The 24,494-nt window shown below is 60.8% G+C and carries 27 protein-coding genes, 3 tRNA genes and 1 riboswitch; of the genes, 8 read left to right on the forward strand and 22 right to left on the reverse strand.

Going from position 1 to position 24,494, the window contains the following annotated elements; all coding sequences use genetic code 11:
• Window positions 1–51 precede the first annotated feature (51 nt).
• Window positions 52–1,149, reverse strand: coding sequence for a murein transglycosylase A (gene mltA / locus ACQUTI_RS14780; protein WP_002915579.1), 1,098 nt, complete (start codon window positions 1,147–1,149; stop codon window positions 52–54).
• 210 nt (window positions 1,150–1,359) lie between these two features.
• On the opposite strand from mltA, the gene ACQUTI_RS14785 reads away from it, so the two are divergent.
• The 3 genes from ACQUTI_RS14785 (at window position 1,360) to ACQUTI_RS14795 (ending at window position 1,655) form a co-directional block, all read left to right on the forward strand.
• Window positions 1,360–1,436, forward strand: a tRNA-Met gene (locus tag ACQUTI_RS14785).
• A gap of 33 nt (window positions 1,437–1,469) precedes the next feature.
• Window positions 1,470–1,546: transfer RNA gene (locus tag ACQUTI_RS14790), tRNA-Met, on the forward strand.
• Between the two features lie 32 nt (window positions 1,547–1,578).
• Window positions 1,579–1,655, forward strand: a tRNA-Met gene (locus ACQUTI_RS14795).
• Window positions 1,656–1,750: 95 nt separating this feature from the next.
• Here ACQUTI_RS14795 and cobT read toward each other — a convergent pair.
• From cobT to pduF, 21 genes are all read right to left on the reverse strand, one after another.
• Window positions 1,751–2,806 (reverse strand): nicotinate-nucleotide--dimethylbenzimidazole phosphoribosyltransferase, encoded by a 1,056-nt coding sequence (gene cobT, locus ACQUTI_RS14800; protein WP_023319039.1) that lies wholly within the window; start codon window positions 2,804–2,806, stop codon window positions 1,751–1,753.
• Between the two features lie 43 nt (window positions 2,807–2,849).
• The gene (cobU, locus tag ACQUTI_RS14805; RefSeq protein WP_138100113.1) at window positions 2,850–3,395 is read right to left on the reverse strand and encodes a bifunctional adenosylcobinamide kinase/adenosylcobinamide-phosphate guanylyltransferase; all 546 of its coding nucleotides are present in this window, start codon (window positions 3,393–3,395) and stop codon (window positions 2,850–2,852) included.
• Entirely contained in the window at window positions 3,389–4,912 is a 1,524-nt protein-coding gene (locus tag ACQUTI_RS14810) for a cobyric acid synthase (RefSeq protein ID WP_254465503.1), read from the reverse strand. The genes cobU and ACQUTI_RS14810 overlap by 7 nt, the downstream gene beginning before the upstream one ends.
• Window positions 4,909–5,733 carry an energy-coupling factor ABC transporter ATP-binding protein gene (locus ACQUTI_RS14815; RefSeq protein ID WP_017899203.1) on the reverse strand — a complete coding sequence of 275 codons (825 nt, stop codon included), beginning with the start codon at window positions 5,731–5,733 and terminating at the stop codon, window positions 4,909–4,911. The genes ACQUTI_RS14810 and ACQUTI_RS14815 overlap by 4 nt, the downstream gene beginning before the upstream one ends.
• An 8-nt stretch (window positions 5,734–5,741) precedes the next feature.
• Window positions 5,742–6,419 carry an energy-coupling factor ABC transporter transmembrane protein gene (locus tag ACQUTI_RS14820; RefSeq protein WP_122542436.1) on the reverse strand — a complete coding sequence of 226 codons (678 nt, stop codon included), beginning with the start codon at window positions 6,417–6,419 and terminating at the stop codon, window positions 5,742–5,744.
• A complete protein-coding gene (locus ACQUTI_RS14825) occupies window positions 6,406–6,687 on the reverse strand; it encodes an energy-coupling factor ABC transporter substrate-binding protein (RefSeq protein ID WP_004205507.1) in 282 nt (93 codons plus the stop codon). The genes ACQUTI_RS14820 and ACQUTI_RS14825 overlap by 14 nt, the downstream gene beginning before the upstream one ends.
• Before the next feature lies 1 nt (window position 6,688).
• Window positions 6,689–7,426, reverse strand: coding sequence for a cobalt ECF transporter S component CbiM (cbiM, locus tag ACQUTI_RS14830; protein ID WP_004205506.1), 738 nt, complete (start codon window positions 7,424–7,426; stop codon window positions 6,689–6,691).
• A complete protein-coding gene (locus ACQUTI_RS14835) occupies window positions 7,426–8,136 on the reverse strand; it encodes a cobalt-factor II C(20)-methyltransferase (RefSeq protein ID WP_060656701.1) in 711 nt (236 codons plus the stop codon). The genes cbiM and ACQUTI_RS14835 overlap by 1 nt, the downstream gene beginning before the upstream one ends.
• On the reverse strand, window positions 8,133–8,927 hold the full coding sequence (gene cbiK / locus ACQUTI_RS14840; protein ID WP_017899205.1) for a sirohydrochlorin cobaltochelatase: 795 nt from the start codon (window positions 8,925–8,927) through the stop codon (window positions 8,133–8,135). Before cbiK ends, ACQUTI_RS14835 begins: the two co-directional genes overlap by 4 nt.
• A gap of 10 nt (window positions 8,928–8,937) precedes the next feature.
• Window positions 8,938–9,723, reverse strand: coding sequence for a cobalt-precorrin-6A reductase (locus tag ACQUTI_RS14845; protein ID WP_122542438.1), 786 nt, complete (start codon window positions 9,721–9,723; stop codon window positions 8,938–8,940).
• A complete protein-coding gene (locus ACQUTI_RS14850; RefSeq protein WP_070183165.1) occupies window positions 9,720–10,445 on the reverse strand; it encodes a precorrin-3B C(17)-methyltransferase in 726 nt (241 codons plus the stop codon). The genes ACQUTI_RS14845 and ACQUTI_RS14850 overlap by 4 nt, the downstream gene beginning before the upstream one ends.
• Window positions 10,445–11,500, reverse strand: a complete 1,056-nt coding sequence (gene cbiG, locus ACQUTI_RS14855) for a cobalt-precorrin 5A hydrolase (protein ID WP_004205497.1) — start codon at window positions 11,498–11,500, stop codon at window positions 10,445–10,447. Before cbiG ends, ACQUTI_RS14850 begins: the two co-directional genes overlap by 1 nt.
• Window positions 11,481–12,254 (reverse strand): cobalt-precorrin-4 methyltransferase, encoded by a 774-nt coding sequence (locus ACQUTI_RS14860; RefSeq protein WP_004149602.1) that lies wholly within the window; start codon window positions 12,252–12,254, stop codon window positions 11,481–11,483. Before ACQUTI_RS14860 ends, cbiG begins: the two co-directional genes overlap by 20 nt.
• Window positions 12,247–12,816 carry a decarboxylating cobalt-precorrin-6B (C(15))-methyltransferase gene (locus tag ACQUTI_RS14865; protein ID WP_004205495.1) on the reverse strand — a complete coding sequence of 190 codons (570 nt, stop codon included), beginning with the start codon at window positions 12,814–12,816 and terminating at the stop codon, window positions 12,247–12,249. The genes ACQUTI_RS14860 and ACQUTI_RS14865 overlap by 8 nt, the downstream gene beginning before the upstream one ends.
• Window positions 12,806–13,411 (reverse strand): cobalt-precorrin-7 (C(5))-methyltransferase, encoded by a 606-nt coding sequence (locus ACQUTI_RS14870; protein WP_428923304.1) that lies wholly within the window; start codon window positions 13,409–13,411, stop codon window positions 12,806–12,808. The genes ACQUTI_RS14865 and ACQUTI_RS14870 overlap by 11 nt, the downstream gene beginning before the upstream one ends.
• Window positions 13,405–14,544 (reverse strand): cobalt-precorrin-5B (C(1))-methyltransferase CbiD, encoded by a 1,140-nt coding sequence (gene cbiD, locus ACQUTI_RS14875; RefSeq protein ID WP_048295501.1) that lies wholly within the window; start codon window positions 14,542–14,544, stop codon window positions 13,405–13,407. Before cbiD ends, ACQUTI_RS14870 begins: the two co-directional genes overlap by 7 nt.
• Window positions 14,541–15,176: a cobalt-precorrin-8 methylmutase gene (locus ACQUTI_RS14880; RefSeq protein WP_428923305.1), complete on the reverse strand. Its 636-nt coding sequence runs from the start codon at window positions 15,174–15,176 to the stop codon at window positions 14,541–14,543. The genes cbiD and ACQUTI_RS14880 overlap by 4 nt, the downstream gene beginning before the upstream one ends.
• 10 nt (window positions 15,177–15,186) lie before the next feature.
• Complete coding sequence (gene cbiB / locus ACQUTI_RS14885; RefSeq protein ID WP_048295502.1) at window positions 15,187–16,146, reverse strand: adenosylcobinamide-phosphate synthase CbiB; 960 nt, start codon at window positions 16,144–16,146, stop codon at window positions 15,187–15,189.
• Entirely contained in the window at window positions 16,143–17,519 is a 1,377-nt protein-coding gene (locus ACQUTI_RS14890; RefSeq protein ID WP_080841390.1) for a cobyrinate a,c-diamide synthase, read from the reverse strand. Before ACQUTI_RS14890 ends, cbiB begins: the two co-directional genes overlap by 4 nt.
• 93 nt (window positions 17,520–17,612) lie before the next feature.
• Window positions 17,613–17,790: riboswitch (cobalamin riboswitch) on the reverse strand.
• 280 nt (window positions 17,791–18,070) lie between these two features.
• Entirely contained in the window at window positions 18,071–18,982 is a 912-nt protein-coding gene (gene pocR / locus ACQUTI_RS14895) for a transcriptional regulator PocR (RefSeq protein ID WP_004205486.1), read from the reverse strand.
• 188 nt (window positions 18,983–19,170) lie between these two features.
• The gene (gene pduF, locus ACQUTI_RS14900) at window positions 19,171–19,971 is read right to left on the reverse strand and encodes a propanediol diffusion facilitator PduF (RefSeq protein WP_004105118.1); all 801 of its coding nucleotides are present in this window, start codon (window positions 19,969–19,971) and stop codon (window positions 19,171–19,173) included.
• Between the two features lie 525 nt (window positions 19,972–20,496).
• On the opposite strand from pduF, the gene pduA reads away from it, so the two are divergent.
• From pduA to pduE, 5 genes are read left to right on the forward strand one after another with little or no spacing between them, the layout of a single operon-like run.
• A complete protein-coding gene (gene pduA, locus ACQUTI_RS14905; protein ID WP_001183618.1) occupies window positions 20,497–20,781 on the forward strand; it encodes a propanediol utilization microcompartment protein PduA in 285 nt (94 codons plus the stop codon).
• On the forward strand, window positions 20,778–21,590 hold the full coding sequence (gene pduB / locus ACQUTI_RS14910) for a propanediol utilization microcompartment protein PduB (protein ID WP_004205485.1): 813 nt from the start codon (window positions 20,778–20,780) through the stop codon (window positions 21,588–21,590). The genes pduA and pduB overlap by 4 nt, the downstream gene beginning before the upstream one ends.
• A gap of 18 nt (window positions 21,591–21,608) precedes the next feature.
• The gene (gene pduC / locus ACQUTI_RS14915; RefSeq protein ID WP_080838217.1) at window positions 21,609–23,273 is read left to right on the forward strand and encodes a propanediol dehydratase large subunit PduC; all 1,665 of its coding nucleotides are present in this window, start codon (window positions 21,609–21,611) and stop codon (window positions 23,271–23,273) included.
• Between the two features lie 10 nt (window positions 23,274–23,283).
• Window positions 23,284–23,958 carry a propanediol dehydratase medium subunit PduD gene (gene pduD, locus ACQUTI_RS14920; RefSeq protein WP_043520824.1) on the forward strand — a complete coding sequence of 225 codons (675 nt, stop codon included), beginning with the start codon at window positions 23,284–23,286 and terminating at the stop codon, window positions 23,956–23,958.
• 14 nt (window positions 23,959–23,972) lie between these two features.
• Complete coding sequence (gene pduE / locus ACQUTI_RS14925) at window positions 23,973–24,494, forward strand: propanediol dehydratase small subunit PduE (protein WP_080838220.1); 522 nt, start codon at window positions 23,973–23,975, stop codon at window positions 24,492–24,494.

A 24,494-nucleotide genomic window follows, 5' to 3' on the forward strand; every position in this document is an offset into this window, starting at 1 on the left:
CCGCAAACGGCGTCATCCGGGCGCCCTGGTCAACAGGCACGGCCAGGGGTGTTAGCCGCTAAAAACATTTCCCGCGCCTGGCGCGTTTTTCAGCACCCATACGCGGCCGTAGTGGTTATACCAGCCGGCACGGTGGCCAGCGTCAGGCCCAATGCCCTGATAGATGTCGAAATGCTGGCCTTTGATGGCCCCGCCAACGTCGAGGGCGACCATCAGACGCAGTTCGTACTGGCCGTTAAACTTGCCGTTATTATCCAGCAGAGGTACCTCGGCCAGCAAGGTGGTTCCCGGCGGAATAATCGACCGGTCGGAGGCCACCGAGGCGCGGCCGATCAGCGGCACGGCGCTGGCGCCTTTCACCGGCGCGAAAGACTGTGGTTTAAAGAACACGAACGACGGGTTCTGCTCCAGCAGCTCGCGCACTTCCGCTTCGCTGTGCTTTTCACCCCACTCGCGGATCGCCTGCATCGACATATCTTCTTTCTTCACTTCCCCGCGGTCGATTAGCACTTTGCCGATGCTGCGATAGGGCCAGCCGTTTTTCCCGGCATAGCTAAAGAAGTTGAGCGGCGAACCGTCGCCAAAATCGATATAGCCGCTGCCCTGCACGTCCATGATGAAGTTATCCATCAGCGAATTGCTGTACGCCAGCACATAGTTGTCGCTCAGCGCGCCGGCATAAATGCTGGCGCGGGACGGCAGCTTGCCGCGCTTCGGCGGCATCCGATAAATGGGGTACTGGAATTCGCCCTGACGGGTGTGGCGCGCCTGCACCACCGGCGTGTAGTAGCCGGTAAACTGGACGTTGCCATAGTTGTCGACGCCCTGCATCTGCCAGGCGTCGATGCCAAACTGGCGCAGCGTGCGGGTGTCGCCGCCGGCGCGCAGCCACTCCTGCAGCGCGTTATAGACGTTGCTCTGGCTGTTATAGAGGCGCGGAGAGGCGTTACGAATTTGATTAACCTGCTCGGAGAAGTCGCCGGCGTTGATCGGCGCCCCGACGGCATCCGGCTGGTTTACCAGTGAAAACGGCTGGGTGAACTTGCCATCGCTATATTGCTGACCGCGGTCGGTCGGTTTTGAGGAACAGGCGGCGAGCATAGCCAGCATTGCCCCCGTCGCTACGTATTTTGCCCAACGTCCTTTCATGGTGTCTCATCTTTTGCTGCGAAGCCTTAGTGCGTGTTGAAGATAACAAAGCGCCAGAGCTATTGAAATGCGCGATCTCATCGATGGCACAGATTTGTGTAAAAAAACACCACAACGTGGCGTTTTATAAGCCAATTCTTACAAAAATGTCGATTTGGTCGAAAAAAGGTTGCATCATCTCGCTAGCGGAGTATAGTGCGCTTCCACGGACGCGGGGTGGAGCAGCCTGGTAGCTCGTCGGGCTCATAACCCGAAGGTCGTCGGTTCAAATCCGGCCCCCGCAACCAATTAAAATTTGATGAAGTAAAGCAGTACGGTGACGCGGGGTGGAGCAGCCTGGTAGCTCGTCGGGCTCATAACCCGAAGGTCGTCGGTTCAAATCCGGCCCCCGCAACCAATCAAATTTGACAACGTGAAGCAGTACGGTGACGCGGGGTGGAGCAGCCTGGTAGCTCGTCGGGCTCATAACCCGAAGGTCGTCGGTTCAAATCCGGCCCCCGCAACCAACATCATAAACACCCTCAAGGGTGTTTTTTTGTTTCTGCCGCCGGCAAAACCTCTGCCGAAAACGGGAACGGCCATTGCCGCCCCCATCTCCTGCTTACCCCTTAGGTAACACAATATTGCTGGCCGCCAGCATGCCCATGCGATGGTACATCGCACAGGCCGCCTCGACGATCGGCATCGCCAGCGCCGCGCCGCTGCCTTCCCCCAGCCGCATACCCATATTGAGATACGGTTCGAGTCCGAGGTGCGCCAGCGCGATACGCGCCCCCTTCTCCGCCGAATAGTGGGACGGGATCAGATACGGTTTTACCGCCGGCGCTATCCGGCACGCCGCCAGCGCCGCCGCGTAAGAGAGAAAGCCATCCAGCACCACCGGCAGCCCGCAGGACGCCGCCCCCAGCATGACGCCGGTCATCCCCAGCAGATCAAATCCACCGACTTTGCTCAGCACGTCGAGGCCATCCTTCGGGTCGGGCTGATTAAGGGCGATAGCCCGCCGCACGACCTCCACCTTGTTGCCAACCTTCGCCAGCGGCAAATTGGCGCCAATCCCGACCACCTCCTGCGCATCGCTGCCGGTCAGGACGCTGACCATCGCCGCCGCCGGCGTGGTATTGGCCATCCCCAGTTCGCCGACGCCAAACAGAGTCACGCCCTCCTGCGCCAGCGCGCGGGTGTAGCGCATCACCTCCAGCAGCAGCTCCTGCCCCTGCTCGCGGCTCATGGCCGGGCCGCGGGCAATATTGCCGCAGCCCCGCGCCACCCGCATATTCACCACGCCGGGCAGCGGTTCGCTATCGATCCCGACATCAATCACGTGCACTTGCGCCCCGGCCTGGGCGGCGAGCACGCAGACGCCGGTGGTGCCGCGGGTCATATTGGCGGCCTGGATGGCCGTGACCGCCTTCGGCGAAATCGCCACCCCTTCGTCCCACACCCCATGGTCGGCGCACATCACCAGCAGGGCCTTTTTCGCCACCTGCGGCTGGCCGCCCAGGCCGGGCATTCCCGCCAGCTGCACCGCCAGCGCCTCCAGACGCCCGAGGCTGCCGGGGGGTTTGAGTAAGCCGTCGATGTGTTGCTGTGCCCGCGCCATGGCGTCGGCGTCCGGCGCGGGGATCGCCCGCAGTACCTCGTTTACGCTTTGCATACAGAATCCCTGCCAGGGCTGGCCCGGTCGGCCAGCGATTGAGTTATTTGATTTTGACGCCGATGCCGGAGACCACCAGCCAGACCGCATCCGCCGCGGCCGCCAGGCGCTGATTGACCCGCCCGGCGATATCACGAAAATGCCGCGCCAGGCGGTTCGCCGGCACAATGCCCATCCCCACCTCGTTGGTCACCAGCACGACGTGCGCCGGGCAGCGCTGACAGGCGGCAATCAGCACGCCAATTTCGTCATCAATAGCCCGCTCCATGGCGGCGTAATCCCAGCCGTCGGGGTCGCTGTCGCCGCCGAGCGCGAACAGCAGGTTGGTGACCATGGTGGTAATGCATTCCAGCAAAATCGCCTCCTCTGGGGCGGTATCCGGGGTGATCAGTTCATCAAGCTGCTGCCAGCGCTCGGCGGTGCGCCAGTGGGCGGGCCTGCCGTCGCGATGATGCTGGATCCTTGCGGCCATCTCGTCGTCAAAGATTTGCGAGGTGGCGATATATAAAACCTGCGGCGCATCGGCAATCAGCGCCTCGGCATGGCGGCTTTTGCCGCTGCGCGCGCCGCCGGTAACCAAAGTCAGCATAGGGGCTCCTGATGTTGGCGCATGATGGCGTAAATTTTATCGATGGCGATATGTTCGCGCATGGCATCGGCCAGCAGGTCAAACTGGCGGGTTTTATAGCGGGCATACTCAAGGGCGCTGTCCAGCGGCGCCAGCCCTTTGCGCTGACGCAGGCCGTTGAGCAGCGCCCGGGTAAAGGCATCGTTGTCGAACAGGCCGTGGAGATAGGTGCCAAACGCCAGGCCGTCGTCGCTGACCGCGCCGTCTGCCACTGACTGTCCCGCTTTATGCAGCTGCAGCAGCGGCGCGCAGCCTGCCTCACGGCGCGTCTCGCCCATATGAATTTCGTAGCCACTGACCCGCAGCCCCGCCGCGTCGGCTAACCAATCCGGGAGGTTAGCCTCCAGGGTCGCCTGCACCTGAGTGGTGGTTTTGCGCTGGGCGAAGTGGGTCACGGTCTTCAGCATCCCCAGTCCGGGCTGGGTGCCAAGGCCAGACTCCACCTCATCGATAATGGTATCGCCGAGCATCTGATAGCCGCCGCAGATCCCCAGCAGCGGCACCTTGCGCTGCCGGGCCTGCTCGACCGCGTGCGCCATGCCGCTTTCACGCAGCCAGCACAGATCGCCGAGGGTATTTTTACTGCCCGGGAGAATGACCAGGTCGACGTCGGCCAGCGCCTGCGGGTCGCGGACATAGCGCACCCGGACGTCAGGCTGCGCCGCCAGGGCGTTAAAGTCGGTAAAATTGGCGATATGCGGCAGGTGAACGACGGCGATGTCGATATCGCGCCGGTCGGTGCGGTGGTATTTCCCGGCCTGCAGCGCCACGCCGTCCTCATCCTCAAGGTCAACTTCAAGCCACGGCATAACGCCCAGCACCGGCACGCCGGTCAACGCCTCGATCTGCTCGATCCCCGAGCGCAGGAGCGCCACATCGCCGCGGAATTTATTGATAATCACGCCTTTCACCCGCGCTCGCTCCTCGGGCTGCAGCAGCGCCAGCGTGCCGTAAATCGCGGCAAATACCCCGCCGCGGTCGATGTCGGCCACCAGGATCACCGGGCACTGCGCCATTTCGGCCATGCCCATATTGACGATATCGCGGTCGCGCAGGTTAATTTCCGCTGGGCTGCCGGCCCCTTCCAGCACCAGCGCCTCATACTCCCCGGCCAGGCTCTGGTAGACCGCGAGGATCTGCTCGCGCAGGCGTGGCTTGTACTGGTGATAGCTCACCGCGTCCATGCTGGTCGCCACCTCCCCCATCAGCACCACCTGCGCCTGACGGTCGCTGGTGGGCTTGAGCAAAATCGGATTCATGCGGACATCCGGGGCGATCCCGGCTGCTTCGGCCTGGAAAATCTGCGCCCGGCCCATCTCTTTGCCATCCGGCGTAATGCCGGAGTTCAGCGCCATATTCTGTGATTTAAACGGCGCGGTGCGCAGTCCATCCTGATAAAAAATGCGGCACAGTCCCGCCACCAGCACGCTTTTCCCGACGTCGGAAGCGGTGCCCTGTAACATAATCGCCAGCGTCATGACGCCTCCTTAATCGCGCCTATCGCATCGTTGCGCATCCGCTGAAAAAACTCCGCTTCGGTTTTACACAGCGGCAGCCCCAGTTCGCTATGAAGTTTCACCAGCCACGGCTGGGTCAATCCCGCCCGGGCCATGGTCTCCGCGCAAGCAAACACCTCGCCGGGTTCCCCTTCGGCCAGCACTTCGCCGTGCCGCAGAACGTAAACGGCGTCGCTCACCTCATAGATCAGATCGATATCGTGGCTGGAGATCACTACGCGCCGCCCCTGCCCGACAATGCGCCGGATGATGGCGATCATCTGCGCGCGCCCGCGGGGATCGAGGCCCGCGGTGGGCTCGTCAAGCAGCAGGTAGCGCGCCTGCAGCACCAGCGCCCCGGCGATCGCCACCCGTTTTTTCTGCCCATGACTGAGGCACTGGATCGGCTGCTGGCGAAATCCCTGGGCATCGACGAGGGTCAGCGCCTCATCTACCCGGCGGGCGATCTCCTCTTCCGCCACCCCGAGGTTACGCAGACTAAAAGCGATATCGCTGTCGATATCGGTATAGAAGATTTGCTGGTCCGGATCCTGAAACACCGTCGCCACCTGCTGGCGCAGCGCCAGCAGGCCGCGCTTGCTGTAATCCAGCGGTTTTCCCTGCCATAGCACCGCCCCGCTCTGCGGGCGCAGCAGGCCGCTCAGGTTCATAAACAGCGTCGACTTTCCGCAGCCGTTGGCCCCCACCAGGCCGGTCACCGCATGGCGGGAAAAATCCAGCGTCAGCCCTTTAAGCACCGGCTCATCCTGATAGCGAAACCAGAGATCGGTTGTGGCAAGCATACTTATCCTTAGAGGTGAAAATCACCCTGGTACAATTTGATATCCAGCGCCGTGCTCATCTGCTGGTAGCGAATCATCACCCGGGTAAACAGCAGTCCCACCAGCATCGCCAGCGAGCGATAGCCCTGCGGCACGCTACCATAGCCAAAACGCAGGGTTTGCGCGCGGTGAATCGCCATCGCCTCGTCCAACAGAATAAAAATGAAGCGCCAGGTCAGCAGGATCTGCTCCGTCAGCAGCCGCGGTACGCGACCGCGCTTAAGTAAAATAATCAACTGCGGGAAAGGCAGATTGAGCACCAGCCAGAGCGTCGCCGCCATCGCCGCCAGGCTGCGCCAGAAAGTCTCCCCGGCCACGGCCAGCCCCTGGGCGGAAATCCCTATCGAGAAAGCGCCCAGCCGAAAGCTCGCTAACAGCATCTGCGGGTCGCGGCTGACGCTGAACAGAATGGTCAGCACGCCGACCAGCAAAAAGCCAAAGGGCAGCGCCATCCAGCGGCACCAGCGCTTGAATGAGACCCGTAGCGGCCAGCAGGTCAGCGCGGCGGTTAACGCCAGCGTCAGCGCCTGGCCCCACGCCGGAAGCGTAAAGGCCAGCGCCATCAGCAGCAGCCAGAGCAGAAACTTCCGCTCTGGCGCCACCTGCAGCCAGCGGCTCTGGTAGCTGAGTCGGTCAAACCCGGTCATCACGGCGCTGTCTGCCCCTCGCATATCCGAGAATGTAAAAAATCACCGCCGCGCCCAGCGAGCCCTGCAGGGTAAACAGCAGGCTCTCAATCTCTCCGCTCGCCGGTTCATATAGCGGCTGGAACCAGGGTTGATAATCCGGCGCCACCGCCTGGATCTGGCTCTCCGCTTCGCCGTCCGAGCCGCCAAACTCGCCGCCGTGGTTAATAAAAAATGGCAGGATCATCAGGGCGACCACCATCGCCAACAGGATCAGGGTCTTTTTCATATTAATGTCCCTCCGCGGCGATCAGTCGCCGTTTGGTTAGCTGATCGTAGATCATCACGGTGAGCAACCCTTCCGCGATGGCGATCGGGATCTGCGTCAGGCAGAAGATGCCCATAAACTTGGCGATCGATCCACCTGCTCCGGTTGCCGGATCGGGAAAGGCCACCCCGAGCTGGACGGAGGTGACAAAGTAGGTCATCAGATCCGCCAGCATGGCGCAGAGAAAGACCCCGACATCGCGACGGATCCCCGCCCGACAGGCCAGCTTCCACACCAGATAGCCGACCATCGGACCGATCACCGCCATCGACATCCCGTTGGCGCCAAGGGTGGTCAGGCCGCCATGCGCCAGCAGCAGCGCCTGGAACAGCAGAACGATCGCCCCCAGCACCGCCACTACGCCCGGCCCGAAGAGGATCACCGCCAGACCAACGCCGGTGGGATGCGAGCAGCTGCCGGTCACCGATGGGATCTTCAGCGCCGAAAGAACAAAAATAAACGCCCCGCAGAGAGCCAGCAGCACCTTCTGATTGCTCTCTTCCTGGACGATACGCCGCAGGCGCACCAGGCCGTACCACAGGCAGGGTAAAAACAGCAGCCACCACGCCAGCGCCCACATCGGCGGCAAAAAGCCCTCCATGATATGCATGGCGAACGCCTCCTGTGGGACGATGATCAGCAGAACAGCAGCCGCCAGCCCCCCATACGAAAGCTGCTTCAGCGATTGCACCTGATTCATTACGCCTCCTCCCACTGTTTGTTAACCAGGATGGTCGAGAAATAGGGCAGCGGCTGGTCATCGCTGACCTCGCGCAGGCTGCGCCAGCACTGCTCACCCGGCAGGGTGGCCTCTGACATCATCAGCGCCGCATCCAGCAGCCCCGCCTGCGCCAGCAGCGCCTTAATGCGGGCGAAGCGGCCGTAGACTTTCATCAGAACCAAACTGTCATGCTGGCGCAGCGCCGCGGCAATGTCCGCCTCCGGCGCGGTGCAGGAGATCACCGCCAGCGACTGCTGCTCCATGGCCAGCGGGGTTTTCGCCCGCGCAGCAATGGCGGCGAAGGAGGTAACGCCAGGGACAATCTCCAGCCAGTCCGGGCAGCCAATCCGCTGCAGCAGAAAGACCCAGGTGCTGAACAGCATGGCATCGCCGAGGGTGATAAATCCGACCTGCCTGCCCGCCGCCACTTCCTGGGCCAGCGCCGCGGCGACATCGTTCCACACCGCCTCTTTTTCCGCGCTGTCGGCGCTCATCGGAAAATGGCAGCAGCGGACCTCCGTGTGTGCGCCAAGGTACTCGCGCACGATGGAGAGGGCCAGGCTGTCGCCGCCTTTGCGACCGGCTGGCGCATACAGCACATCCAGCTGGCCGAGGATCCGCGCCGCACGCACAGTGATCAGATCGGCCGCCCCCGGCCCGGTGCTCAGGGCGTACAGTTTGCCGCTCATGCTGCTTTCTCCATCGCGTTATTCAGCGCCTGCTGCAGATGGGCGACGAACATCGCCCGCACCGCCGGATTTTCCCCTAACCCGCTCAGCCACGGCGTTGCCGTGATACCGGCGGCATTGAACAGCGTTTTCCAGGAGTCCTCTTCGTCCGAGGCCATATCGTTAATGGCGTGATCGCCGGCCACCAGCATCAGCGGCATCAGGTGCACGCCGGTCACGCCCTGGCGAGCAAGTTCGTTAATCACGATGTCCACTTCGGGATAGCTTTCCACCGCCCCCACCCGCGCCGGAAAACCCTGCACCGCCATCATATGATCCAGACAGGCGTAGGCCGCGAAGGCGTGGTGGCTGGCGCCATGCCCCATAAATACCACTCGTTCCGTCGCCGCCAGCGGCGGCATCTGCTGGCGCAGGGCCTGCATTAGCTGCACGTAATCGCCATGACCGCTCAACAGCGGCGCGCCCAGCGTCAGACGCTGAAAGCGCGGGCGCATGCTCTGCACTTCGCGAACGATCTTCTCGTACTCGTCGCCGTTGATAATGTGCAGGGACTGGATCGCCACATCCTGGTACCCCTGCTCGGCCAGCTTTTGCAGGGCCTGCAGCGGGGTATCGATATGGATGCCGTCGCGCTGCTGCAGTTTGCGAATAATCATCCCCGAGGTGAAGGCGCGAAACAGCGTGCGGTCCGGGCAGCTGGCGGCCAGATCGCGCTCGCAGGCGGCGATGTTCTTCTCGCGGGTGTCGTGATAGCTGGTGCCAAAGCTCACCACCAGAAGTGCTTTTTTCATATCCTGTTCCTCAAGTCGCCGACAGCCAGCGCGTCAGCCGCGCAGCGAAATCGGCCTGGCTTTGCAGTAATTCATCGCCCGTCACCAGCGGCGCCGGACGGGTAATGACGATGCAGGGGATCCCCGCATCGAGACAGGGTTGTACTTTTTCCTGATAGCCCCCTTCCGCCCCCGAGGCTTTCGTCACCACGACGTCGGCCCGGCACTGGCGATAAAAGGCGGCGTTAAATTCAGCGCTGAACGGCCCGCAGAGGGCAAAGATCTCCCCCACGCCAAATCCCAGTTCGCTGCAGTGCTGAACTACCTCCGGCACCGGCAGCACCCGGGCAAGCAGCGTTTTCTCCGCCAGCCCCGCCCGCCAGGCCGCCAGATCTTTGCTGCCGGTGGTCAGCAGGATCCGCTCGCCGAGGCGATGGGCTACCGCGCAGGCCTCGTTCAGATCGCCGACGACGTGAAGAAGCGGATGGCGCAGATCGCTCAGCTGCTCCGGCCTTTGATAGCGGCTGAGCAAGACTCCGACGCTGGCGCAGGCGCGTACAATATTCTCGCTGACCACCTCGGCGTAGGGGTGAGAGGCGTCGATTACCCAGCGGGTGCGTTGCGCCTTCAGCCACTCCGCCATCTGCTGCCACTCCATGCGCCCGCAGCGTATCTGGCCACGGATAGCGCCGGCCAGCTGCTGACCGGTGGGCGTCGCCACCGACAGGGTGTAGCGCACGCCGGCGGCGTCCAGCTGCTGGCAGATCGCCCGCGCATCGCTGGTGCCCCCGATAACCAGCACGTCGCCGTGGTTCACAGCGCGTAGCCTCGCGGGGTAATCATCAGACCGTTATCGATGTATGTCGCTTTGTTGCCGACGATCACCAGGCTGGTCATATCCACCGGGGCGAAATCCATCTCCCCGAGGGTGGTCAGCCATTTCTCCTGCTTTTTACGCCCGGCGGATTTGACCACGCCAACCGGCGTATCCGCGCTTTTGCTGGCCGCCAGCAGCGCAAAGGCGCGCGCCAGATGCCCTTCGCGGCCGCGGCTGCGGGGGTTGTAAAAACAGATAACGAAGTCCGCTTCCCCGGCGGCGACAATGCGTTTTTCAATCACCGACCACGGCGTCAGCAGGTCGCTGAGGCTGATATGGCAGAAATCATGCATCAGCGGCGCGCCGAGCAGCGAGGCGGCGGCGATACTGGCCGTCATCCCCGGGATCAGGCGGACCTCGATGTCCAGCCGCTGCTTATTAACCAGCTCCAGCACCAACCCCGCCATGCCGTAGATGCCGGCATCGCCGCTGCTGATCAGCGCCACGTTATGCCCGGCCTGCGCCAGCTCAATCGCCGCCTGGCAGCGCTCAATCTCTTTGCACATCCCGGTTTTGATCACCTGCTTATCGCCGGTAAAGGCTTTCACCAGGTGCGTGTAGGTCTTATAGCCAACGACGATTTCAGCCGCCTGCAGCGCTTCAATGGCCTCCATGGTCATCATGGACTGCGAGCCAGGGCCAATTCCGATTACGCTTAACATCAGTGTGAAACTCCCAAAGTAATGGTCACGCCCTGCTCGCGCAGGGTTTCGCCGGACAGGTTCCCCTGACTCAGCAGCCAGGCCACCGGGCCGGAGACGCTGCCGACGCCGACCGTCTCCCGGACAAAAGACGAGGCCGGAAAGCGGTGCTCGTGCTCGCGCAGCGCCTCGGCGCTGAAGGTTTCGAACGGCACCCGGCAGCGATGAGCCAGCTGGCGGAGCCCCGGCTCGTTTGCCTTCAGGCTCACGCTGCCGATCGCTTTCAACGCCAGTGGGTCAAGGCGCTGGGCGGCAAGCTGGCGCTCCAGCAGCGTACTGAGCAGCGCGCAGGGGGTGTCGCGCCGGCAGCCGATCCCCGCCACCACCCGCTGGGGCACCAGCTTCCAGTGAGGTATCGGCAGCGGCGGCAGCGACCGGCGCAGGGTGATGCAAATCAGCGCGTCGAGCGACGGCAAGCGCGTAAGGTTCCTCACCGGAATAAAGCCGCGCTGGTCGCAGCGGCTTAGCGCCTCGGTAAATTCAGCGTCGCACCACAGTCCCACCCGCTTACCGCTCACCAGCATCTGATTGACGGTTTTCACCGTCGCGCGAAAATCGGTCATCCGGGCGTTCAGCTCAACAGCCAGTGTGTCGAGGGCGGCCAACTCGTTGACGTCGGTTGCGGTGGTGATCACCGGGTCGGCGCCGAGCATCCCGGCGAGATAGCGGGTCAGGGCATTCGCCCCCCCGGCATGGCCGGAGAGCAGGCTGATGACGTGCCGGGCGCGCTCATCAATCACCACCACCGCCGGGTCGCTGAGCTTGTCATTCACCAGCGGGGCCAGCACCCGCACGGCAATCCCGGTGGCGCCGATAAAAATCAGCGCCGAAAAGCTGCTGAACGCCTCGCGGGCAGCGCTGGCAAAGCCGCCGTTGAAGGGGATAAACCCCTCCTCCTGCAGCGCCTCGCTGGTGTAGCAGGTGAGCGGCAGCATCGCCGCCAGCCTTTTTGCCAGCCGCACGCCGCCGGGCGTCAGGCAAAACAGGGCAATGGATTCAGGCTTTACGGTATTCATGGCTAAAATCCGCTGCGTACAGTTTGGAGTAGTGATACTCATCGCCGAGGAAGGGACCGACGAGGATCAGCGCCGTTTTGCGGATCCCGGCGTCGCGTACCTTATCGCCGATGTCCGCAAGGGTTCCGCGGACGGTCTGGCTTTCCGGCCAGGTGGCCTTATAGATTACCGCGACCGGGGTGGTCGCCGGGTAGCCGCCCTCCACCAGCCGCTCCGCCACCCGGTGAATACGCTGCACGGAAAGGTAAATCGCCATCGAGGTCTGGTGGCTGGCAAAGGCCTCCAGCTGTTCGCGCGCAGGAACCGGCGTGCGCCCTTCCAGACGGGTAATAATCAGACTTTGCGATACCTCGGGCACCGTATATTCCACCCCCAGCTCCGCCGCCGCGCCGAGGAAGGCGCTGACGCCCGGCACCACCTGCCAGCGGATCCCGCGGCGGGTCAGCTCTTCGCCCTGCTCGCGCACCGAGCCGTACAGCGAGACGTCCCCCGTCTGCAGGCGCACCACTGTTTTTCCCGCCTTCACGCCCGCTTCCATCAGATCGAGGATCTGCTCCAGATGCAGCGCGGCGCTGTCGTGACACTCCGCCTGTGGCGGACAGTAGGCCAGCAGCTCGGTGTTGATCAGCGACCCGGCGTAGATCACCACCTGCGCCTGCTGCAGCAGACGGTAGCCTTTGAGAGTAATCAGTTCGCGATCGCCAGGACCGGCGCCGACGAACCACACGCAATGGGGATCAAAAGTCTCAGCCATGGTTTCCTTCCTTCTGACAGGCGATGACAAAAACGGGATTATGGGGTTTGAAGTAGTGGCCGCTGCCCAGCGTGGTCAGCGATGAGACGTTCAGCTGCAGGCAATCAATCTGTGTAATCCCCCGCTGCTGCAGATAGTCGAGAGCCGCATTCAGGTTCTCCTGCAGGATAAAAGTCATCACCAGACGGCCACCGGGATAGAGCTGCTGCCACGACCAGTCAATGAGCTCGTCGAGGCGGCCGCCGCTGCCGCCCATAAAAATGGCGTCGGCGCGTTCGGTCATCACCATCGGCGCTTCGCCGGGCAGGATCTCAATATTGCAGCAGGCGAAATGCTGGCGGTTTTCGTCCAGCAGCCGGAGAGCCGCGGGGTTGCGTTCGATGGCGGTTACCTGCAAAGAGGGATACTGCAGCGCCGCCTCAATCGACACGCTGCCGGTACCGGCGCCGATATCAATCAGGTGGCTTGCCCGGTGTAGCTCAAGTTTGGCCAGCGCCAGCGCGCGAACCGCCTCTTTGGTCATCGGCACCTTCTCGCCGCGCAGAAAAAGCTCATCTTTCATCGAGGATCACCACCGCGTTCATCTCATATTCACCGTCGACCTCACTGACCGGTAGCCAGTGGATCCGCTCGTTATCCATCACCAGATTTTCGCCAATCACCATCCAGCGATACCCTTTACCCCGCGCCGCCAGCTGGGCGGCGATTTCCCGCGGCCCGCAGCGCCCGTCGGTCACCATCGCCACCTTGCGCTGGCGCGCCAGCTCATCAAAACAGACGTCCCGTCCGTGGCTGCTGGTCAGCCAGATATCGTTCATATCGATACCGGCCTTCGCGCAGAGATACTGCACCGCGCTGATGCCGGGGATAATGCGCACGCGCTCGATGCCAAAGTGGGCGATCAGCCGCGTGCCGATGCCGTAAAAGAGCGGGTCGCCTGAGGCCAGCACCACCACCTTCTGCGCTGCGCGTTCGCCGAGCCAGACCAGCAGTTCGGCAATATTGGCGCCCAGCGCAAACCGTTCGCCGCGAAATCCGGGGAACTGCTCTAAATGCCGCTTACCGCCTACCAGCGCATCCGCGCTGGCGACCGCATCTTGCGCCGCCGGCGTCATCAGATGCAGGCCTGACGGCCCCATGCCGACCACCGTTAACATGACATCTCCCGCGCAATCTCGGCGATCGGCCGATTGCTGCCGAGAACCTTGTTATCAAAGGAGAACATGATGGCGTCGCAGACGGGCGGCGCTTTGGTAAAGCGCAGCATCTGCATCACCCGCAGACAGATGCGTTCAGCAAGATGGTTATAGATAGGCTGAAAACCGTACGCGTCGATGTGCTCCATCGCCGCTTCGGTGGTATCGCATTCGCTCACCAGCTGCAGCAGCGCCAGCGGTGCCCCCTGCAGCGCCAGATGCGCGACCAGCGTTTCCATGCGCGCATCGGCGATATGGCTGTGGGTATGGAAGATCCCGGCGGCGACTTTAATCAACTTGCCGGGATGGCCAATCAGCACAATCTGACGGAACCCGAGGCGCACGGCCTCTTCAATCATGTAGCCGACGAAGTTGCTCATGGTGACCACCACCTGCGAGTCGATGCCCATCTGCTCACGTACGAAGCGCTCGCCGTGGTTCCCCGGCACCAGCACCACGCGCTCCAGTCCGGCGGCGCGTTTGATCTCCAGCTCGAGGGAGAGCGAGCGCTTCCAGCTCTCTTCCGACATCGGGGTGACGATCCCGGTGGTGCCGATAATCGAAATCCCGCCGAGGATCCCCAGCCGCGCGTTATAGGTTTTTTGCGCCCGCACCTCGCCCTCCGGGGCGAAAATCTCTACCGTCGCCCCGCGCGACGGGCCAATCGCCTCGCGCACCGCCGACTCGATGGTGTGCCGCGGGGTGCGGTTAATCGCCGGGCTGCCTATGGGCAGGCCGATCCCTTTGCGGGTGACTGTGCCGATACCTTCGCCGCCGCGCAGGGTTATCTCGCCGGAGTCGTCGAGCGTCACGCGGGCGAAAATCAGCATCCCGTGGGTGGCGTCAACGTCGTCGCCGCCGTCTTTACGGATGGCGGCGATCGCCTGCTGCCCTTCGACGTGCGGCGACTCGACGTTAAGGCACAGGGTCACGCCGGAAGGGGTGACAATGGAGACCTGATGAATGAGGTGCTGGCGCATCACCATCAGCGCCGCCACCTTTGCCGCCGCCGTGGCGCACGAGCCGGTGGTGTAGCCCTTGCGCAGGGCTTTGCCGTGATGCCACACCGGGTCGTCAAAGGCCTGATCGCTCATTGCGCCTCCCGCAGGTGGTACAGCAGGGCGTTCACAATTGCTGCCGCCACGTTGCTTCCCCCTTTGCGGCCGAGCGCAGCGATAGCCGGCAGGCCGCTCTCGCTGAGCGCCGCTTTCGACTCCGCGGCGCCGACGAACCCGACCGGCACCCCCACCACGCCGCCGATAGCCGTTTCGCGGTGTTCCAGCAGGCGAAACAACGCAGTTGGCGCATTGCCAAAGACAAACACTTTCTCCCCGGGCTCCTGCACCGCAATATCCACCGCCGCCATCGAGCGGGTCATCCCCCGGCTTTGCTCCTCGCGCACCACCCGCGGGTCGCTGATATAGCAGCGGCATTCGCCGCCAAAGCGGGCTAACAGGGTTTTGTTGATCCCGGACAGCGCCATGGTGGTATCGGTATACAGGGTGCAGGGCCGGCTCAGCGCCTCGCTCAGAGCGATCAGGGCATCCGGAGAAAACCACAGAATATCCAGCCACTCGAAGTCAGCGGTGGTGTGGATCACCCGCTTGATAATCGCCTCGTGCAGCGGGCTGGCGAAACGGTAGTCCGGTCGCGTTTCGGCGATGATCTCGCTGATAATGTCGAAGCTTTTCGCCTCAATCGCCTGCGGTTGTTGTATGTACTGCATCAGGTTCTCCTCAGGCCGCGCCGACCAGCCAGTAGCGCAGGCCGATAAACAGCGCCAGCGCCAGGGTTGACGCCACCCACATCAATCGAATGGTTCGGGAAATATCGTCCACCGCAATGTCGCGGACGGCGTCGCCTATCCAGGGTTTTTCAACGCGCTGGCCGAAGTAGTCGTTCGGGCCGCCAAGGCGGATCCCCAGCGCGCCGGCGACGGTCGCTTCCGGCCAGGCGCAGTTAGGACTGCTGTGCTGATAGCGATCGCGCCAGCCCGTCCGCAGCGCCCGGGCGCCATCTTCCCGACATACCACGGCGGCGAGGCTAAGCAGCAGCCAGCTCAGCCGGGCGGGAAGGAAGTTGGCCACATCGTCAAGACGGGCGCTGACCATGCCGATCGCCCGGTATTTTTCGTGCTTATAGCCGACCATGGAATCGAGGGTGTTGACCGCCTTATAGGCCATGGCCAGCGGCGCGCCGCCGAGCAGCAGGAAGAAGAGCGGCGCGATAATGCCGTCGACGGTGTTTTCCGCCACGGTTTCCACCACCGCGCGGTTAATCTGCTGCGGCTGGAGCTGTGTGGTGTCGCGCCCGACAATCCACGACAGCTTGCTACGGCTTTCCGCCAGATCCCCCGCGCGCAGCGGTCGCTCGACGTCCCGCGCCGACTGCGCCAGACAGCGCCCCGCCAGCACGGTGAAGATCATCCATACCTCCACCAGCCATCCCAGCCAGGGGTGGATCCCGCGCGCCAGCGCCAGTACGCCCCAGGCCACAGCCCACGTCAGGCCGGTCACCACCAGCCACATCACCCCGCCGCCAATGCGCAGCGCCCGCTCGCTATGGCAGACCCGCCGCACCACGCACTGGCTGATGTTGATCAGACGACCTATCCAGCGCACCGGATGCGGCCAGTGCGGCGGATCGCCAATGACGACATCGAGTATCCAGGCCACACACCAGGCGAGAAGAGTCATAGCGCCCTCCTTGCCGCCTGCAGCCAGTGGTTGAGCATGGTGGGTCGCTGGGCAAAATGGACATGGAGATAGCTGGCAAAGGCGCTGCCGGACTGCCATCCTCCCTGCCACTGCTGAAGCGTCTTGCCATCCCGCTGTTTACGGCAGGCCAGCACGGCGGCGGTGGCGGGAGTAAAATCGGAGTAATGAAATTCATGGCCGCGCAGCCACTCGCCGGGGGCGGCCAGCAGCGTCTGCTGCTGCGCCTGCGCTTCGCAGTAGCCGAACCGGGTCAGACGCGTCCCCATCCGGCTGTAGCCGGGAATGATATCCGCCATCGCATAGCGCTCGCCGCCGGTGACCTCCAGGGCGGAGCCCAGATACATCAGGCCGCCGCACTCGGCGTAGATCGCCACCCCGCGCCGGTGCGCCGCGCGGAGCTGCGCCAGCATCTCCTGGTTGGCTGACAGGCCGGCGGCGTGCAGCTCCGGGTAGCCGCCGCCAAGCCAGATCATCTGGCAGGCCGGCAGATGGCGATCGCGCAGCGGGCTAAAGCGCACGATCTTCACGCCGCAGCGGACCAGCAGCGCCAGGTTATCGGGATAATAAAAATTGAAGGCCTCGTCGTCGGCGAGGGCCAGCGTCAGCCCTTCGCCGGCGTCGGCGGCAAGCTGCTCCCCCCACTCGCCGGCCGGCAGGTTCGCCAGTTCGCTGAGGGACAGCAGCCGGTCGATGTCGAGGGTGCGCCCCAGCAGGCTGGCAAAATCCCGCCATGCCTGTTGATTAACCACCGACTCGCGGGCGGTCACCAGCCCCAGATGCCGCTCGGGCAGCGCCACGCCTTCCACGCGCGGCACATAACCGAGCACCGGCGCCTGGCAGTAGCGCTCAATGGCGCTTTTCAGCAGCTGGAAGTGAGTGTCGCTGTTGACGCGATTAACGATCACGCCGGCGATATTGAGGGCCGGATCAAAATGTTGAAAGCCCATCACCGTGGCGGCGATGGAGGTCGAGACCGCTTTGCCATCCACCAGCAAAATCACCGGGCAGCCAAGCTGTTTGGCCATCGCCGCGCTGCTGCAGTAGTTGGGGTCGGTGCCGTAGCCGTCATAGAGGCCCATCACCCCTTCAATGACTGCGATATCGGCCTGCTGCAGCTGGTCGACAAACAGCGCGTTGAGTATCGGGGCGGGAAGCATAAAGCTGTCGAGATTGCGGGAGGCGACGCCGCTGATGGCGGTGTGCCAGGCGGTGTCTAAATAGTCTGGCCCCACTTTACAGGGTTGCACCCGCAAACCGCGCTGTTGGAGCAAGCTGAGCAGGCCGAGCGTCACGGTGGTTTTGCCACAACCGCTACCGGTACCCGCAAGAATGAACGCACGCCTGGTTGCCATACCCTGTCCTGTTCAGGTGGTCAGAGTATAGCTGCGCGCATGCCTGGTCCTGCGACCACGCACCGCTAAGCCACCCACTTCCCACCGAAGTTGTTGGTCTGTTACCGGCAGGCAGGTCTTCTGGCTTAGCTTCGTTCTCGCCCGCCCTTCCCAATCTTACGATCAGTGGTTTTTACGGGGTCGTCAGCATCACAGCAGCGGGGGCTGCGGGGGATTGACACCCCCTTCCCTGACACCAAACTGGTGTCGAACCTGTCGGTTTTATTCGCCGATGCGCCCTGCATCGGCGGTTAATGTTTCAAGCTTACTTTTACCGCCCTATCCCCCGCCAGAATGACGCCTGCGGAGTGAAGCGGTTTTGAATAATCATCGGTCTCGTATTAACGGACACTCTATCCCATCACAAAAATAAAAACTGGTGTAGTTTATCCCTCGAATATCATTATTTTGTTGCGCTATGACAATTTATTGCTCTACTGTCGTTTTTTTCATTTTATAATGATGAAGATACTCCGGGATATCAAAAATCGGCAATAGCAAAATATTGTCATTTAAAATGACTCAGTTTGTGATCCGGCATTAATTTGCTGACGAAACGCCTGCGGCGTTACCTGATAGGTCTGGCGAAACACTTTACAAAAATAGCTGGTTTGCGAAAAACCTAAATTCCGCGCAATGCTGGCAATGCTCCAGTCGCTGTGGCAAAGCAGCTCTTTTGCGCTCGCCATCCGCTGCTGATTGACCCAGGCGTTAAAGCCGATCCCCTGATATTTTTTAAACAATTTGCTGAAGTAGTACGGGCTGAGATAGACGTGCGCCGCCACCTCCTCCAGACGCAGTTCATCAGAGAGATGCGCGTCGATATAGCGCAGCGCCTTCTTCATTTTGCCATCGTGCGGCGAGGCCGCCCGGCTGCTCTGCGCCGGGTCGTTCTGCGGCGGGTTATCCTTGATAACCACGAAGTTAAGCTGTTTTTTCAGGCAATTCTCGACGATCAGCTTGAGCAGATCCGCAGAGGCGATAACCCGCGAATAGTCCATCTCAGGCACATCGCGGAACGCCTGAACCAGCGCCGGATCGTCCTGCCAGCGGTCATCCACGTTAAGGATGTCCACCAGTTCGATATCGTTGCTCAGACGAACCTGGCCGCAGAGCACAAAGCCCACAAGGTGCCCGGCGATAACCAGCGGAATGGAAAAATCGGTTAACCCGGCGTGGCAGCGGTAGATACAGAGCGCATCGGTTTTCGAGGCCTCGAGGCCGCCGCAGCGGTCGCTCATACGACAGCGGGAGCTGTGCTGGGGGTGCTGGCGCATCAGCTGGCAGAAAGGGGTGAAGTTAAACAGTTCAGATATTTCATCACCGTGAATATTGACAACCACAACCGCCAGACTGGTGGCCTGCGCAAAATCCTGTGCGATTTTATTAATGAGTTCTGAGTTCAGTGTGCTCGCAGAAATCATGATAAAACCTCTCAGTTAATTTTTTGTTATAAATAAAACATTTCTTTAATATTCACTTCCTTTCATCATCATTTACCGCCAACGATAAAAGAATATTACGATAGCAAAAGTCTCCCATCCGTGGGAGACGTTTTTAGCCAGTTCGTGATACCGGTTCATGAAAATTTTTCGCTATTTCAGCGGATGCATTAATCCTCTAATTTACAGGTATTACACGGTAGATTATTACCAATCAGATAACGATAGATGGCCGCGCCGAGACAGGCGCCGATCAGCGGCGCAATAATCGGCACAATAAAGTACGGTATATCCCTTCCGCCGGTCATCGCGATATCGCCCCAACCCGCCATCCACGTAAACAGCTTCGGCCCAAAATCACGCGCCGGATTCATTGCAAAGCCGGTCAGCGGCCCGGTTGAAGCGCCAATGACCGCCACCAGCAGGCCGATCAGCAGCGGGGCCAGCGGCCCTTTCGGTACGCCGTTGCCGTCGTCGGTCAGCGCCATAATCATCCCCATCAGCATGGAGGTGATCACCACTTCAACCAGCGCCGCATGCCAGATGCTCAGCGATGCCGCCGGGTAGGTGCTGAAAATACTCGCCAGCTGCAGGCTCTCTACGCTGCCGCGCGCGATATGGTGGGCGGATTCAAACTCGGTAAACATCGTGCTGTACAGCACATAGGCCAGCACCGCGCCGCCAAAGGCGCCGGCAACCTGTGAAACGATATAGGGGAAAACTTTGCGTCCGGGAAAGCAGGCAAACAGCCATAACGCGACGGTCACCGCCGGGTTGAGATGGCCGCCGGAGATCCCCGAAGTCAGATACACGGCAAGCGAGATCCCCAGCCCCCAGATAATGCATATCTCCCACAGTCCGAGGCTGGCTCCCGCCACCTTTAACGCGCTCAGGCAGCCGATGCCGAAAAACAAAAATAGCCCGGTGCCCAAAAACTCGGCGGTACATTGCGCTTTTAACGAATCATTCATTATGACACCTTCTTAGCAGAGTTCGTGTCCTGACCAGCCAACATCCTGCTGGCAGTAGAGTACAACGGGCACCACTATATGAACTCCCGTCCGCAAATTGTTGGCAACCTGCTGACGGCAGCCTCCGGAAAATTCGGGCATCAATAACAAATTATTGTCATTAAATAACGCAGAATTGCATTGCTCACGCGCGGCTTTCGCCATTATGCCACCACCATGGCATGCAAAAATATTGCTAAAACCAGCTCATCGTTTCCCAACAAACATCACAAATCAGTTTCTCGCGCATAGCAGATAAAATTGAAATCGTCATGAACAAATTTGTAAATATGGAATATACAAAACAAGATAATCACATCAACACAAATAAAAATATTAATTAACATCAAACACTTAAATAAATAAAAGACAATTTTATATTATCCAATACCCACTATTTTTTCACCATCACATTGAAGTCAGCCATTCTTTTTCCTCGCATCTTCTTATAGTCCCCACTATCGGAACACTCCATGCGAGGTCTTTATGCAACAAGAAGCACTAGGAATGGTAGAAACCAAAGGCTTAACCGCAGCCATAGAGGCCGCTGATGCAATGGTTAAGTCAGCCAATGTGATGTTAGTGGGCTATGAAAAGATTGGCTCCGGGCTGGTCACCGTCATCGTGCGCGGCGACGTTGGCGCGGTGAAAGCGGCCACCGATGCCGGTGCCGCCGCCGCACGTAACGTGGGAGAAGTGAAAGCCGTACACGTCATCCCACGCCCTCACACCGATGTAGAAAAAATCTTACCGAAGGGAATTAGCCAATGAGCAGCAATGAGCTGGTTGAACAGATCATGGCTCAGGTGATTGCCCGTGTGGCAACGCCGGAACAGCAGGCCATCCCTACTGAAAACCACCCAATACGAGAGACGGCTATGGCAGAAAAAAGCTGCAGTTTAACGGAATTTGTCGGGACCGCCATTGGCGACACCCTTGGCCTGGTGATCGCCAACGTCGATACCGCCCTGCTGGACGCGATGAAGCTTGAAAAACGCTATCGCTCCATCGGCATTCTCGGCGCCCGCACCGGCGCAGGCCCGCACATTATGGCGGCGGACGAAGCGGTGAAAGCCACCAACACCGAAGTGGTCAGCATTGAGCTTCCGCGCGATACCAAAGGCGGCGCGGGCCACGGTTCGCTGATTATTTTAGGCGGCAACGACGTTTCCGATGTTAAGCGCGGTATCGAAGTCGCCCTGAAAGAGCTCGATCGCACCTTTGGCGATGTTTACGGCAATGAAGCCGGACATATAGAGCTGCAGTACACCGCCCGCGCCAGCTACGCCCTGGAAAAAGCCTTCGGCGCGCCGATTGGCCGCGCCTGCGGCATTATCGTCGGCGCACCGGCCTCCGTTGGCGTGCTGATGGCCGATACCGCCCTGAAGTCAGCCAACGTAGAAGTCGTGGCGTATAGCTCTCCGGCGCACGGCACCAGCTTCAGTAACGAAGCCATCCTGGTGATTTCCGGCGACTCCGGCGCGGTCCGCCAGGCAGTCACCTCCGCGCGCGAAATCGGTAAAACCGTCCTTGCGACCCTCGGTGCTGAACCGAAAAACGATCGCCCCTCCTACATCTGATACCCGCGAGGCTGATTCATGAGATCGAAAAGATTTGAAGCACTGGCGAAACGCCCTGTGAATCAGGACGGCTTCGTTAAGGAGTGGATCGAAGAAGGCTTTATCGCGATGGAAAGCCCGAACGATCCGAAACCGTCGATAAAAATCGTTAACGGCGCGGTGACCGAGCTGGACGGGAAACCGGTGAGCGATTTTGACCTGATCGACCACTTTATCGCCCGCTACGGTATCAACCTGAATCGCGCCGAAGAAGTGATGGCGATGGATTCGGTCAAGCTGGCCAATATGCTCTGCGATCCGAACGTCAAGCGTAGCGAAATCGTCCCGCTGACCACCGCGATGACCCCGGCGAAAATTGTCGAAGTGGTTTCGTATATGAACGTGGTTGAGATGATGATGGCGATGCAGAAAATGCGCGCCCGCCGCACCCCGTCTCAGCAGGCGCACGTCACCAACGTTAAAGACAACCCGGTGCAAATTGCCGCCGACGCCGCCGAAGGCGCGTGGCGCGGATTCGACGAACAGGAAACCACCGTTGCGGTAGCGCGCTATGCGCCGTTTAACGCCATCGCCCTGCTGGTCGGTTCTCAGGTAGGCCGTCCGGGCGTGCTGACCCAGTGCTCGCTGGAAGAAGCGACCGAACTGAAGCTCGGCATGCTGGGCCACACCTGCTACGCCGAAACCATCTCCGTCTACGGCACCGAGCCGGTCTTTACCGACGGCGACGACACCCCGTGGTCGAAGGGCTTCCTCGCCTCCTCCTACGCCTCTCGCGGCCTGAAAATGCGATTCACCTCCGGCTCCGGCTCCGAAGTGCAGATGGGCTACGCAGAAGGCAAATCCATGCTTTATCTGGAAGCGCGCTGCATCTACATCACCAAAGCCGCCGGCGTTCAGGGGTTGCAAAACGGCTCGGTAAGCTGCATCGGCGTACCGTCTGCGGTGCCGTCAGGCATTCGCGCTGTGCTGGCGGAAAACCTGATCTGTTCGTCGCTGGATCTGGAGTGCGCCTCCAGTAACGACCAGACCTTCACCCACTCCGATATGCGTCGTACCGCGCGCCTGCTGATGCAGTTCCTGCCGGGAACCGACTTCATCTCCTCCGGTTATTCCGCGGTGCCGAACTACGACAACATGTTCGCCGGTTCCAACGAAGATGCCGAAGACTTTGACGACTACAACGTTATCCAGCGCGACCTGAAGGTCGACGGCGGTCTGCGTCCGGTTCGCGAAGAAGATGTTATCGCCATCCGTAACAAAGCCGCCCGCGCGCTGCAGGCCGTGTTTGCCGGAATGGGGCTGCCGCCGATTACCGATGAAGAAGTGGAAGCCGCGACCTACGCCCACGGTTCGAAAGATATGCCGGAGCGCAACATCGTCGAAGACATCAAGTTCGCCCAGGAGATCATCAATAAAAACCGCAACGGACTGGAAGTGGTGAAAGCGCTGGCGCAGGGCGGGTTCACCGACGTGGCCCAGGACATGCTCAACATCCAGAAAGCCAAGCTGACCGGGGACTATCTGCATACCTCCGCCATTATCGTCGGCGACGGACAGGTGCTATCAGCCGTCAACGACGTTAACGATTATGCCGGTCCGGCAACGGGCTATCGCCTGCAGGGCGAACGCTGGGAAGAGATTAAAAACATCCCTGGCGCTCTTGATCCCAACGAGATTGATTAAGGGGTGAGAAATGGAAATTAATGAAAAATTGCTGCGCCAGATAATTGAAGAAGTGCTTAGCGAAATGAAGGGCAGCGATAAACCGGTCTCGTTTCATGCGCCGGCGGCCTCGACTGCGCCGCAGGCAACCGCGCCTGCTGCCGACGGCTTCCTGACGGAAGTGGGCGAAGCGCGTCAGGGCACGCAGCAGGACGAAGTGATTATCGCCGTCGGCCCGGCTTTCGGCCTGGCGCAGACCGTCAATATCGTCGGCATACCGCATAAGAGCATTTTGCGCGAAGTGATTGCAGGTATTGAAGAAGAAGGCATTAAGGCGCGCGTGATTCGCTGCTTTAAATCCTCCGACGTGGCCTTCGTCGCCGTTGAAGGCAACCGCCTGAGCGGTTCCGGCATCTCTATCGGCATCCAGTCAAAAGGCACCACGGTGATTCACCAGCAGGGGCTGCCGCCGCTCTCTAACCTGGAGCTGTTCCCCCAGGCGCCGCTGCTGACCCTGGAAACCTACCGCCAGATTGGTAAAAACGCCGCCCGCTATGCGAAACGCGAATCGCCGCAGCCGGTCCCGACCCTGAATGACCAGATGGCGCGCCCGAAGTATCAGGCCAAATCTGCCATTTTGCACATTAAAGAGACCAAGTACGTCGTGACGGGCAAAAACCCGCAGGAACTGCGCGTGGCGCTTTGATAAAGGATAACTCCATGAATACCGACGCAATTGAATCGATGGTTCGGGACGTATTGAGCCGCATGAACAGCCTGCAGGGCGAAGCGCCAACGGCGGCTCCTGCGGCAGGCGGCGCGTCCCGTAGCGCAAAGGTCAGCGACTACCCGCTGGCGAACAAGCACCCGGAATGGGTGAAAACCGCCACCAATAAAACGCTGGACGACTTTACGCTGGAAAACGTGCTGAGCAATAAAGTCACCGCTCAGGATATGCGTATTACCCCGGAAACCCTGCGCTTACAGGCCTCTATCGCCAAAGATGCGGGTCGCGACCGGCTGGCGATGAACTTTGAACGCGCCGCCGAACTGACCGCGGTACCGGACGATCGCATTCTTGAAATCTACAACGCCCTTCGCCCCTATCGCTCGACGAAAGAAGAGCTGATGGCTATCGCCGACGATCTCGAAAACCGCTATCAGGCGAAGATCTGCGCCGCTTTCGTTCGCGAAGCGGCAACGCTGTATGTCGAGCGTAAAAAACTCAAAGGCGACGATTAA

Source organism: Klebsiella sp. 7-CIP_Kleb. (assembly GCF_050378655.1).
GTDB classification, from domain to species: Bacteria; Pseudomonadota; Gammaproteobacteria; order Enterobacterales; family Enterobacteriaceae; genus Klebsiella; species Klebsiella quasipneumoniae.

Excerpts from the sequence above, each read along its gene's own strand:
- cobU (WP_138100113.1), bottom strand. The coding sequence starts at position 3,395 with ATGCTGACTTTGGTTACCGGCGGCGCGCGCAGCGGCAAAAGCCGCCAT.
- pocR (WP_004205486.1), bottom strand. The coding sequence starts at position 18,982 with ATGATTTCTGCGAGCACACTGAACTCAGAACTCATTAATAAAATCGCA.
- ACQUTI_RS14865 (WP_004205495.1), bottom strand. The coding sequence starts at position 12,816 with ATGAAAGATGAGCTTTTTCTGCGCGGCGAGAAGGTGCCGATGACCAAA.
- cbiB (WP_048295502.1), bottom strand. The coding sequence starts at position 16,146 with ATGACTCTTCTCGCCTGGTGTGTGGCCTGGATACTCGATGTCGTCATT.
- ACQUTI_RS14835 (WP_060656701.1), bottom strand. The coding sequence starts at position 8,136 with ATGAGCGGCAAACTGTACGCCCTGAGCACCGGGCCGGGGGCGGCCGAT.
- ACQUTI_RS14810 (WP_254465503.1), bottom strand. The coding sequence starts at position 4,912 with ATGACGCTGGCGATTATGTTACAGGGCACCGCTTCCGACGTCGGGAAA.
- pduE (WP_080838220.1), top strand. The coding sequence starts at position 23,973 with ATGAATACCGACGCAATTGAATCGATGGTTCGGGACGTATTGAGCCGC.
- ACQUTI_RS14820 (WP_122542436.1), bottom strand. The coding sequence starts at position 6,419 with ATGACCGGGTTTGACCGACTCAGCTACCAGAGCCGCTGGCTGCAGGTG.
- cbiD (WP_048295501.1), bottom strand. The coding sequence starts at position 14,544 with ATGAGCGATCAGGCCTTTGACGACCCGGTGTGGCATCACGGCAAAGCC.
- ACQUTI_RS14890 (WP_080841390.1), bottom strand. The coding sequence starts at position 17,519 with ATGGCAACCAGGCGTGCGTTCATTCTTGCGGGTACCGGTAGCGGTTGT.
- ACQUTI_RS14825 (WP_004205507.1), bottom strand. The coding sequence starts at position 6,687 with ATGAAAAAGACCCTGATCCTGTTGGCGATGGTGGTCGCCCTGATGATC.
- pduC (WP_080838217.1), top strand. The coding sequence starts at position 21,609 with ATGAGATCGAAAAGATTTGAAGCACTGGCGAAACGCCCTGTGAATCAG.
- cbiM (WP_004205506.1), bottom strand. The coding sequence starts at position 7,426 with ATGAATCAGGTGCAATCGCTGAAGCAGCTTTCGTATGGGGGGCTGGCG.
- pduD (WP_043520824.1), top strand. The coding sequence starts at position 23,284 with ATGGAAATTAATGAAAAATTGCTGCGCCAGATAATTGAAGAAGTGCTT.
- pduF (WP_004105118.1), bottom strand. The coding sequence starts at position 19,971 with ATGAATGATTCGTTAAAAGCGCAATGTACCGCCGAGTTTTTGGGCACC.
- pduB (WP_004205485.1), top strand. The coding sequence starts at position 20,778 with ATGAGCAGCAATGAGCTGGTTGAACAGATCATGGCTCAGGTGATTGCC.
- pduA (WP_001183618.1), top strand. The coding sequence starts at position 20,497 with ATGCAACAAGAAGCACTAGGAATGGTAGAAACCAAAGGCTTAACCGCA.
- cbiG (WP_004205497.1), bottom strand. The coding sequence starts at position 11,500 with ATGAATACCGTAAAGCCTGAATCCATTGCCCTGTTTTGCCTGACGCCC.
- ACQUTI_RS14860 (WP_004149602.1), bottom strand. The coding sequence starts at position 12,254 with ATGGCTGAGACTTTTGATCCCCATTGCGTGTGGTTCGTCGGCGCCGGT.
- mltA (WP_002915579.1), bottom strand. The coding sequence starts at position 1,149 with ATGAAAGGACGTTGGGCAAAATACGTAGCGACGGGGGCAATGCTGGCT.
- cbiK (WP_017899205.1), bottom strand. The coding sequence starts at position 8,927 with ATGAAAAAAGCACTTCTGGTGGTGAGCTTTGGCACCAGCTATCACGAC.
- ACQUTI_RS14850 (WP_070183165.1), bottom strand. The coding sequence starts at position 10,445 with ATGTTAAGCGTAATCGGAATTGGCCCTGGCTCGCAGTCCATGATGACC.
- ACQUTI_RS14815 (WP_017899203.1), bottom strand. The coding sequence starts at position 5,733 with ATGCTTGCCACAACCGATCTCTGGTTTCGCTATCAGGATGAGCCGGTG.
- ACQUTI_RS14880 (WP_428923305.1), bottom strand. The coding sequence starts at position 15,176 with ATGCAGTACATACAACAACCGCAGGCGATTGAGGCGAAAAGCTTCGAC.
- cobT (WP_023319039.1), bottom strand. The coding sequence starts at position 2,806 with ATGCAAAGCGTAAACGAGGTACTGCGGGCGATCCCCGCGCCGGACGCC.
- ACQUTI_RS14870 (WP_428923304.1), bottom strand. The coding sequence starts at position 13,411 with ATGTTAACGGTGGTCGGCATGGGGCCGTCAGGCCTGCATCTGATGACG.